This is a genomic window from Maledivibacter sp., from assembly GCA_025210375.1.
GTDB lineage: Bacteria > Bacillota > Clostridia > Peptostreptococcales > Caminicellaceae > JAOASB01.
In genome coordinates this window covers 83,843-94,426 of the sequence record JAOASB010000003.1, presented here as the reverse complement: position 1 = coordinate 94,426, position 10,584 = coordinate 83,843, and the positions used below count along the sequence as shown (strand labels likewise).

Genomic DNA, 10,584 nt, shown 5'->3' with positions numbered 1-10,584 from the left:
GCTAACCTCACTATTTTCCACCCGAAGGCTTCCTTTAGATCGGTCCGCTCGACTTGCATGTGTTAAGCACGCCGCCAGCGTTCATCCTGAGCCAGGATCAAACTCTTAAAATAAAACTGGCGTTTCTTTATAGTTTGAATTAATTATCAAACTAAGGTTTAATTCCTTACACTGTTTAGTTTTCAATGTCCAAAGTTTTTTTCGCTTGTTTCAGCGACAAGATTTATTATATCAAATCTTTTTTTCTTTGTCAACACTTTTTTTACTTAATTTCAAAATGTGTTTTGTCGCTACTCTTTGTTGGCGACAACTAATAGTTTACCACATCAAACTATTTGTGTCAATATAATAATTTGTTACAAATAATATATTTTATAACCACAATTATTATCTATCATTCTTCATACTTTTATACATAAATTTTAAAGAAAATACCTTCAGCAATTTAATTTTTTCTAAATCCCTGAAGGTACTTTGCTTTTTATGGCTTTCACTCTATAATATTTATTTACTAGGTATTTTTACTTTTCCTTTGATTTCTTTAATTGATTTGTACCTCTTACCCCTTAAATGTTCTTCTATTCCTTTAAGAATTTCTATACAGATGTTTGGATTTATCAAATTACCTGTCCCTACGGATATGGCATTTGCTCCAGCCAATAGAAACTCTACCCCATCTCTATAGTTCATGATGCCACCCATTCCAATGATCGGTATAGAAACAGCACTACATACCTCATATACCATTCTTACAGCTACAGGTTTAATAGCTGGCCCTGAAAGTCCTCCCATGCCCCTTGCAAGAATAGTAGTTTCCCTATCAATATCTATAACCATACCTATAAGGGTATTAATAAGGGATAAGCAATCAGCACCTGCCTTTTCTGCCGCTATTGCCACTTCCTTTATATCAGTTACATTTGGACTAAGCTTTACGATTAAGTGCTTGTCCGCATACTCTCTAACACTTTTTGTAACTTTATATACCATTTCCGGGTCTCTTCCAAAGGATACTCCGCCCTCTTTCACATTTGGACATGAAATATTTAGCTCTAGGGAATCAACTGAGGTTTTGGAAAGAATATCAGCAATTTTACAATATTCTTCTATGGTATTTCCATTAATATTTGCTATAACCTTTGTATCATATTGATTTAAAAACGGGAGTTCATTCTTTATAAAATATTTTACTCCAGGATTTTGAAGTCCTACACTATTCAGCATCCCCATTGGCGTTTCTGCTACCCTAGGTACTGGATTTCCCTTTCTTTCTTCTAGGGTTAATCCCTTCACCATTATGCCTCCTAAATCACTCAAATCCATATAATCAGTAAATTCTCTACCAAACCCAAAGGTGCCTGATGCAACGGTTATAGGATTTTTTAGCTTTAATCCATTTAAATCCACACTTAAATCTATCTTATTCATCGAATATCACCTCTTCCCCATAGAAAACCGGTCCATCCTTACAGGTTCTGACATAGTTCCAATCATCATCGCCTCTTTTAGTTTTACATGTACATACTAGACATGCGCCTATGCCACAGGCCATTCTTTCTTCTAATAGCAACTGTACAATAACGTTATTTTCTTTGCATATTTTATTTACCTTTTTTAACATTGGCTCTGGCCCACATGTAAAAACTTCATCATACTTATTTTCTCTTAGTTCCTTTTCAAGTGGAACAGTTACATAACCCCTATGGTCAAACCCTTCTTTTTCTGAAACTACTATTATATCATTTGTATATTTTTTAAATTCTTCTACAATAAAAGGCTCGTCTCTGTATCCTAATATGACTTTTATATTTAAATCTTTTTTACTGGATAATGTCTTAGTTAACTCAAGTAAAGGGGCTGTACCAATTCCTCCCCCTACAATAAGAACATTGCCTTTTTCTATATTCATATTAAAGGTATTACCTAATGGCCCTAGGATATCAATAGATTCGCCTTTACTTTTATCACATAAAAGCTCTGTTCCCTTGCCTACCTTATTAACATAAATCGTCATACTATCTTCATCTGATAATCCTATACTAATAGGTCTTCTGAGGAGTGGGAAATCCCCTTCTCCACACTTAATATTTATAAATTGTCCTGCCTTGATGTCAAAGCTTCTGTTTGGTTTTTTTATCTTTATCTTATATATATTATCAGCTATTTGATTGTTTTCAAGAATCTCACATAAGTAATTTTTCTTCAAAGTTTATTCCTCCTTACCAATATTTTTTGCAGTGCTTTTCTAATGTGGTATTTATATCATCCCTCATTTTAATAGCTGCTTCCCTTGCAGCCCTACCATAATCTTTTTCTGTCCATTTTTCTTCTTTATCATATGCATATAAAATTCCTCTAGAAGAATTAACTACGGCTCCAAGTCCATCCTTATTAAAACAATGAATTACATCTTCAGCTGTTCCGCCTTGAGCCCCATAGCCTGGCACAAGAAAATATGAGCTTGGCATCAATTTTCTAAGGTTTTTAGCTTCCTCGGGATAAGTGGCTCCAACCACTGCCCCCATGGAAGAATAACCTAATTTTCCAATATATTGTTTACTCCAGTCATCAACCATATGAGCGACCTTTTCATATATTTTCTTTCCTTCCACTACTAGATCCTGAAGCTGACTTGAGGAGGGATTTGATGTTTTAACTAAAACAAACATTCCTTTATTGTATCTTTCAATATCTCCTACAAATTCCTTTAAGCAATCATCACCTAGATAGGGGTTTACAGTTATTGAATCGGAGTAAAATGCCTCTAGGTCTTCTCCTTCAACTTCTGTCTTCCCTAAATGGGCATTGGAGTAAGCCTTGGAGGTTGACCCAATATCCCCTCTTTTTATATCTCCTATTATAAGTAATCCTTTTTGAGAAGCATATTTACATGTTTCATTATATGTCTTTAACCCCTCTATTCCATATTGCTCATAAAATGCTATCTGGGGCTTTACCGCCGCCGCTACATCACAAACATTATCAATAATCTCTTTATTAAACTCCAATATAGCTTCCGCCGCCGCCTTAAATGTTTTACCATACTCATCAAAATATTTATCCTTAACTATACTTGGTATAAGCTGTATCCTTGGATCAAGCCCCACAACCACGGGACTCTTTTTTTCTTTAATAACCTTAATCAAATTATTTACAAACATATTATTTACCCCCTTCGTATTCTATTTTCCCACTAACTATTGTATAAACTGGCTTACCAATTACTTTATAACCATTAAAGGGTGTGTTTTTACCCTTTGAATAGAATTTATCTGAATCTATAATATATTCTTCATTAGGGTCAAGTACTGCTATATCAGCCTCTTTACCTATCTCTAAACTCCCCTTATCTATGCCAATTATTTTAGCGGGCTTTATGGTCATCATCTCAATAAGCTTCATTAATGGAAGTTCGTTTTTCTTTACAAGATAGGTATAGCTCAATGAAAACGCCGTTTCTAAACCGGTTATTCCGAATGCGGCTTTATCATAGCTGGTGTCTTTGCTATTCTTATCATGGGGTGCATGGTCAGTAGCTATTATATCTATGGTTCCATCTAAAATTCCATTAATTACTGCATCTACATCTTGATGACTTCTTATTGGAGGATTTACTTTAGTGTAGGTATTTTGGGATGTGATTATATCATCGGTGAGTGTAAAATGGTGGGGTGCAACTTCTGATGTAACCCTTACCTTTTCATTTCTTGCTTTACGTAACAAATCAACTGATTCTTTCGTGCTTACATGGGCTATATGAAGCCTAGAGTCCGTCTTTTTACATAATTCTATATCTCTTTTTACTATTAAATGCTCCGCCGCTGCGGGGATACCCTTTATCTTAGTTCTTTCCGATGCTGTCCCCTGGTTTATGCTTCCACCCTTTGATAGATTATGATCCTCGCAATGTGAGATCAAAGGAATATCAAGCTCCTTGGCTTTTCTGAAAGCCTTTATCATTATTTCTTCCTTCATAGGAGTTTTTCCATCATCTGAAATTGCTACTATACCACAATCATACATTTCATTCATCTGGGAAAGCTCTTCACCTTCCAGATCCTTAGTTATACTTCCAATAACCATAACATTCGCTTTACCTTCTTTATGGGCCTTAGCCTTTATAAATTCCACAATCTCCTTTGAGTGAATAGCTGGATTTGTATTTGGCATACATGCCACCGTAGTAAAGCCTCCTGCCACAGCACTTTCGGTTCCGGTTTTTATAGTTTCCTTATATTCAAATCCTGGTTCTCTTAGATGCACATGTATATCTATAAAGCCTGGTGTTACTATCATCCCCGATGCATCAATTATCTTTCTGTTCTTTACGTCAATATTGCTTTTAATATCTACTATTACGTTATCCCTTATAAGTATATCTAGCTTCTCATCGGTTTTGGTCTTTGGATTTATAACTCTACCGCCTTTTATAAGTAATTCCATAATTCCACCTCCAAGATAAATGTGTATATAATGTATTTGAGATTTTAAGGTTTAAGTTAACCTTTTAACAACAAAAAAACCTTCCACTTTTAGAGAAGCGGAAGGCATGACTTACCTATTATAGTTATAGGCATAATTCCTATATACTATACTAACGTTTACCTTTCCGGCCTCTCTGGACCAATTTAAAGGTACAGCTCATATTTATTTTTTTAAATACTATCATAGAAAAAATAATATGTCAAACAATTTTACCCTCCCATTATTCATAGAATGTTTGAAAAAGTGCAAGCAGTTTTGAAAAGAACTCGGCGAAGCTTTAAAAGGTAAATTTACCCATAGGTAAATTATATAATTCCCTCTATTGACATTAATTTTCCGGTGTGTTAACATTAGTACGACAAGTAAATAAGCCGTAACCTTTAAATTAGCCCTGTGAGGTTAAAAAGGTATAAGAGATTACATAGATAATGGTATGTCAAATGTTAAGGCTACCTAAAAACTATGCTGAGATTATTAAACCTTCTTTATCCTCATGGAAAAGAAGGTTTTTTTATTATAGGTCGCTTTTATGGGAAAAATGTGGCCGAAATCAAGGGACGCGATGTCCTCAAACTTAATAGTACCTTTAATTTGATCCAGGGAGGTCAACAAGGAGGAGTGATATTATGGGCATAAAAAATGTTAATCACCTAATTAGTCTTGCAGACTACACCAACGAAGAAATCTTAGAGTTAGTTAAGCTAGGAGAGAAAATCTATAATTCTCCAAGGAATTATGCTGAAAGCTGTAGGGGACAAATAATGGCAACTTTGTTTTTCGAACCAAGCACAAGAACTAAATTCAGCTTTGAATCAGCTATGCTTAGACTTGGTGGTAATGTACTAGGATTTAGTGATGCTAATACTAGTTCAGTAAAAAAAGGTGAAAGTGTGGCAGATACTATAAGATGTATATCATACTATGCAGATATAGCTGTTATGAGACATCCTAAGGAGGGTACTCCAAAGCTTGCCTCCATGTACTCAGAAATTCCAATAATCAATGCCGGTGATGGGGGACACTTACATCCAACCCAAACCCTTACTGATCTTCTCACAATTCACACATATAAGGATGGATTACAAAACCATGTAATAGGGCTTTGTGGCGATTTGAAATATGGAAGAACCGTTCATTCTCTCATTAAGACTATGGCAAGATTCAATACAAAAAAGTTTGTGTTAATATCTCCAGAAGAATTGACTTTGCCAGAATCAATTAAAAGATACTTAAAGGATAATTATGACGTAGAAATTAAAGAAGTCAGATACTTAGATGAAGTGATAGAAGAACTTGATATTTTATATATGACTAGAATTCAAAAAGAGCGTTTCTTTAATGAAGCTGATTATTTAAAATTAAAAAATTCCTATATATTAGATAACGAGAAAATAAAAAATGGTAAAGAGGATATGATAATAATGCATCCACTCCCAAGGGTTAATGAAATTTCCTATGAAGTGGATGGGGATAAAAGAGCAATCTACTTTGAACAAGCTAAAATGGGTGTATATGTAAGAATGGCACTTATTATGAAACTCTTGGAGGTGGATTAAAATGCTTGAGGTAAAACAAATAAAAAACGGTATAGTTATTGATCATATCAAATCTGGGAATGGTCTTAAAATCTTTAATAAGCTTCAGCTTTATAAAGCGGAGAGTCCAGTAGTTTTATTAATCAATGTGGAAAGTAAGATTTTAGGTAAAAAAGACATAATAAAAATAGAAAATACATTTGATGTAGATCTAAACCTATTGGGATTAATTGATGAAAATATATCAATCAACTTCATTAAGAATGGAAAGGTTATTGATAAGAAAAAGGTTGTTATCCCTGAAAAGGTTGAAGGTTTATTAACATGTAAGAATCCACGTTGTATCACAAACTCTGATGATTATATGAAACCAACCTTTGAATTAGTATCAAGGGAAAAGCTTGAATATAGATGTAGCTTTTGCGATGAAATAACAAAGTATAAAATATAGCGGCGTTTTAATTGAAGGAAGTCCATAATATGGACTTCCTCAGATTGTTGACAAAGTCAACAAGATGGCAGGCTACCTAACAATTCGAAGTTCGAGGCGTGCTGAAACCGAGAGGTCGTAGCGTATACAGACATACGTAAGGGTTCTTGGGTGAAGCAACAACGAAGAAATTCGGGTTTTTAGGCAGCCTGAAGGAAGTCCATAACATGGACTTCCTATTTACAGAAGGGAGCGTTTTATTATGAATAACGATAATACATTATCACCAAAGGATATTGGTACAAATCTTAACCAGATATCTTTACACAAAAAAATTATATTGGGTATCCAGCACACTTTCACAATGTTTGGTGCTACGGTTTTAGTTCCTATTATTACAGGCTTTAACATTTCTGTGGCCTTATTTATGGCCGGAATTGGGACTCTATTATTTCATTCGGTTACTAAAGGAAAGGTTCCGGCTTTCTTAGGTTCTTCCTTTGCATTCATCGCTCCAATATTGTCAGTTCTATTATTAAAAACGGGAGCAGCCACTACGGAAGAAGCCTTGGCAAGTCCTTTATTGGGTGAAGGTTTGGCATACGCTCAAGGTGGATTGGTTGTAGCAGGTATAATATATCTAATGATAGCAGCACTGGTAGCAGTATTCGGAGTAGAAAAAATTATTAGCTTCTTCCCTCCTATAGTTACAGGCCCAATCATATTGGTAATAGGTCTTAAACTTGCACCAACGGCAATAGATATGGCTTCAAGTAATTGGATACTTGCAATAGTAAGCTTTGGTATAGTTACAGCAGTTAGTATATATGGTAGAGGATTCCTAAAGGTTTTACCGGTTCTCATAGGACTTATCGGTGGATATATTGTAGCACTTATAACTGGAAATGTGGACTTCACACCTATGAAAGAAGCTGCTTGGGTTGGTAAACCAGCCTTCACAATGGCGAAATTCAGCCTAGAAACTGTTATGATAGTGGCTCCCGTAGCAATTGCAACGGTAATAGAACACATAGGAGATGTTTTAGCTATAGGCACCACAGTGAATAAAGATTTTGTTAAAGAACCTGGACTTCATAGAACACTGATAGGCGATGGTTTAGCAACTTCTATCTCCGCAATGTTTGGTGGACCTGCCAACACTACCTACTCAGAAAACACTGGCGTTTTAGCCCTAACAAAGGTTCACGATCCATCCATAGTGAGAATAGCCGCAGTATTTGCAATCATTTTGGGTATAATGCCTAAGGTGGGAGGAGTGATTAAAACAATACCTACTTCAGTGGTTGGAGGTATTTCTATAATACTTTTCGGTATGATCGCATCAATTGGAGCTAGGTCATTGGTTGAACATCAAGTGGACTTCGGAAAATCAAGAAACCTGATAATATCTGCAGTAATACTTGTACTAGGTTTAGGTGGTGCTGCATTACCAATACACATGGGAATAGTTAACTTCACTTTAGAAGGTATGGCACTAGCTGCTATAGTTGGTATAATCCTAAATAAAATATTGCCTCAATAAATATATATCATAATAAAAAAGAAAGAAACTCTTTTTCATGAGTTTCTTTCTTTTTTTATTTTTTATTATATTTCAGGGTCATATCCTCTTTCTCCAAAATTACTTACAATCTCCTTTTGTCCAAAATACTTCATTAGGCTTTTTAGTGTAGCATTATGTTGGAGCTTATATAAACTATAATAATCTTTTTCCTCTTCCTCATCAAATCTACGCATTTCGGAAAGAAGTAACAATCCTCTATAGAAAATCCCCAGTTCGGACTCATCCTTTTCTAATATCTCTTTAGCACTAATAATCTCTTCTCCATTTATAGAGTTATATAATTCTTTATATCTGTCTCTGTCCATATTTATATAAGTATTAAACAGCTCACCATAGTCTAATCCATACTCTTCTGATTCTATCATATGGCTATACTTAATAATAGCGTCTTTATTATCCATAAGGATACCTACCAATAGAACCTTAGCATAATCCTTATACTCATAGTTATACACATATAGCTTATAGTATTCAAAGGCCTTGTGCCATTTATTCATTTTCATACACATATTTCCTGCCCTACTATATTCATAATATGAGTCTTTAGCTTTAACTTTAGCTAGTTTCAAATAATACTCTAGAGCCTTTTCATACTGACCATCTGAATTATATAAATCTCCCAGGACAGAAAGTATATATTCCTTCTCCCCTATGTCTTCCTTTAATAGCTCGGTATATTTTATCCCCTTCTTTACATCTTTGCCAATCAATCCAAAACCATCTTCCCTGCCCTTATATCCTTTAGAATAAATAGTTGATAAAACCTTCATTGCATGGATATCATCCATGTCTTCCTCTAGCTTGTTTTCAAACCACTTAAGGGCCTCTGGATACCTTTTTTCTAAAAGCAGCTTATCTCCTTCATTCCAATCGTTACCTTCTATATCTATAGAGTCATAACGTTTATTAGCAAAAATACCGTAATTGTCACTTCCAGAGTAAGAATAATCCTTATTTAAAGGATATGCATTAATTATAAGCCCATATTTACCGGTATGATAAAAAGGCTCTATGACTTGATAAGGCTCTACAAAGTCATTACCCCAAGAAAAAATATTGCCTAATGAATCTTTCCTCAATTGGGACAGATCAATTAAAGCGAAATTTTCTCTAGTAATTATGGAATTAACATAAGAAGGATTTGCATATTCTCCACCATAATCAGTATTTTGAATCTCACCAAATTTCACACTGTATTCAAAGTCATTTCCAGCAGGATTTTCCCAAGTTACTTCGATTTTATCCTTACCTATATACTCTAGTTTCTTTAGTTTAATAGGATCATAAAGCTGAATGTTTTCATTGATTTTTGTATTTCCATCAAAGGCTATATGCTTACTTTTAAACTTAACCTGCTTACTTCTTAGTTGATTCCAGCTTCCATATAGGCATATATCGTAATTATCATTAGGAATATTTTTAATCTCATATCTTCCATTTTTATCGGTTGTTCCATATATCCCCATATCAACGAACCCACCCAAGCTCATCCCCTGATTTTTAGTGCTTTTGACATATACTACTACTCCTCTTAGTGGATCCCCATTATAGCTTACATATCCGGTTAAAGCATTATTTGTGCTTTTCATATTTTCATGTTCTTTTTGGTTATATTCAATATCCTCAAATATCCGTTGAAGTTCACCAAAAAGCTGTAAATATGGGTTTAGTTTATCTATTTCATCATCTAAATTTCCTCTTAATCTATATTTTTCTTCTTCATCAAACTTAACACCCTTGATACTATTTCCCTCAAGCTTTAGGGTATCATATTTATATGAAATGATTTTCTCAAACCTATCATTTTCGCCCCTAAAGAAATATATATATGCAAGCATATCCCTTTTAAAATAGTTATATAAATCATTTTCTTTAAAGTCTTTGATTAGTAGGTTCTCTGCTTCTTCAAATCTACTAAGTCCTATATACATTGCAGCTAAATTTAAGTTTCTAGTAGTTTTTAACTCTTCATCTTTGAGATAGTCAACATTCTCTAGGATTTTAATGGCATTATCTGAGTTTCCACCAAACCAATTCAAAATACTTACACCCAGCTCATATTCTCCTAGCTCATCACTTTTTTTATTGCTGTCTTTAATAAGCCTATAATCCTCATTTGCATTTTCAAGGCTGCCTATAGAAATAGTTGTCCCACCGGTTCCGCTGCCATTAGAACTAATCCTCATGTTATTCATAAAATAACCAAAATAACCAAAATCACTATCGTTATCTACTAAATCTTTTATCTGTAAACTTCCACGTTTCATTGCAGTACTTTTTTTATTAAAGCCGCTGGCAATCCTATGATAATATCCACTATCCGTTTCTCCACTTCCTACCTTTTCGAAATTCTTATCGACAACATAGTATATTTTATCCCATGATAAAAAACAAAATAATAGAATTATGGAAAAACCAAGTATTAGTATAGGCTTTTTTGAAGTTAATTTCTGCTTCTCCTTCATAGTCTTCCCCCCACAACAAAAGCGTCTAATAGGGCTTTTGTAGTTCTAAGTTCTAAGTTCTAAGTTCTAAGTTGTAAATTTTAA

8 protein-coding genes and 1 rRNA gene are annotated in these 10,584 nt (G+C 34.3%); 3 read left to right on the top strand and 6 right to left on the bottom strand.

Translation table 11 applies throughout. From position 1 onward, the window contains the following. From N4A68_01020 to N4A68_01000, 5 genes are all read right to left on the bottom strand, one after another. Positions 1 to 113: ribosomal RNA gene (locus N4A68_01020) — 16S ribosomal RNA — on the bottom strand; the annotation flags it as partial. 391 nt (positions 114 to 504) lie between these two features. Further along, the gene (locus tag N4A68_01015; GenBank protein MCT4562899.1) at positions 505 to 1,428 is read right to left on the bottom strand and encodes a dihydroorotate dehydrogenase; all 924 of its coding nucleotides are present in this window, start codon (positions 1,426 to 1,428) and stop codon (positions 505 to 507) included. Next, the gene (locus tag N4A68_01010; GenBank protein MCT4562898.1) at positions 1,421 to 2,206 is read right to left on the bottom strand and encodes a dihydroorotate dehydrogenase electron transfer subunit; all 786 of its coding nucleotides are present in this window, start codon (positions 2,204 to 2,206) and stop codon (positions 1,421 to 1,423) included. Before N4A68_01010 ends, N4A68_01015 begins: the two co-directional genes overlap by 8 nt. 13 nt (positions 2,207 to 2,219) lie before the next feature. Further along, complete coding sequence (gene pyrF, locus N4A68_01005) at positions 2,220 to 3,161, bottom strand: orotidine-5'-phosphate decarboxylase (protein MCT4562897.1); 942 nt, start codon at positions 3,159 to 3,161, stop codon at positions 2,220 to 2,222. 1 nt (position 3,162) lies between these two features. Further along, positions 3,163 to 4,443, bottom strand: coding sequence for a dihydroorotase (locus N4A68_01000; GenBank protein ID MCT4562896.1), 1,281 nt, complete (start codon positions 4,441 to 4,443; stop codon positions 3,163 to 3,165). Positions 4,444 to 5,111: 668 nt separating this feature from the next. Here N4A68_01000 and pyrB point away from each other — a divergent pair. The 3 genes from pyrB to N4A68_00985 all read left to right on the top strand — a co-directional run bounded on the left by pyrB (position 5,112) and on the right by N4A68_00985 (position 7,993). After that, positions 5,112 to 6,041: an aspartate carbamoyltransferase gene (gene pyrB, locus N4A68_00995; protein ID MCT4562895.1), complete on the top strand. Its 930-nt coding sequence runs from the start codon at positions 5,112 to 5,114 to the stop codon at positions 6,039 to 6,041. Position 6,042: 1 nt separating this feature from the next. Further along, a complete protein-coding gene (locus tag N4A68_00990) occupies positions 6,043 to 6,471 on the top strand; it encodes an aspartate carbamoyltransferase regulatory subunit (protein MCT4562894.1) in 429 nt (142 codons plus the stop codon). A 241-nt stretch (positions 6,472 to 6,712) separates the two neighbouring features. After that, entirely contained in the window at positions 6,713 to 7,993 is a 1,281-nt protein-coding gene (locus N4A68_00985; GenBank protein MCT4562893.1) for an NCS2 family nucleobase:cation symporter, read from the top strand. Positions 7,994 to 8,058: 65 nt separating this feature from the next. Here N4A68_00985 and N4A68_00980 read toward each other — a convergent pair whose 3' ends face one another. After that, positions 8,059 to 10,500, bottom strand: a complete 2,442-nt coding sequence (locus N4A68_00980; GenBank protein ID MCT4562892.1) for a carboxypeptidase-like regulatory domain-containing protein — start codon at positions 10,498 to 10,500, stop codon at positions 8,059 to 8,061. Positions 10,501 to 10,584: the final 84 nt, after the last annotated feature.

What these genes read in the sequence shown, in the direction of transcription:
- N4A68_00980 (MCT4562892.1), bottom strand. Translation starts at nt 10,500, where the DNA reads ATGAAGGAGAAGCAGAAATTAACTTCAAAAAAGCCTATACTAATACTT.
- pyrB (MCT4562895.1), top strand. Translation starts at nt 5,112, where the DNA reads ATGGGCATAAAAAATGTTAATCACCTAATTAGTCTTGCAGACTACACC.
- N4A68_01015 (MCT4562899.1), bottom strand. Translation starts at nt 1,428, where the DNA reads ATGAATAAGATAGATTTAAGTGTGGATTTAAATGGATTAAAGCTAAAA.
- pyrF (MCT4562897.1), bottom strand. Translation starts at nt 3,161, where the DNA reads ATGTTTGTAAATAATTTGATTAAGGTTATTAAAGAAAAAAAGAGTCCC.
- N4A68_01000 (MCT4562896.1), bottom strand. Translation starts at nt 4,443, where the DNA reads ATGGAATTACTTATAAAAGGCGGTAGAGTTATAAATCCAAAGACCAAA.
- N4A68_00985 (MCT4562893.1), top strand. Translation starts at nt 6,713, where the DNA reads ATGAATAACGATAATACATTATCACCAAAGGATATTGGTACAAATCTT.
- N4A68_00990 (MCT4562894.1), top strand. Translation starts at nt 6,043, where the DNA reads ATGCTTGAGGTAAAACAAATAAAAAACGGTATAGTTATTGATCATATC.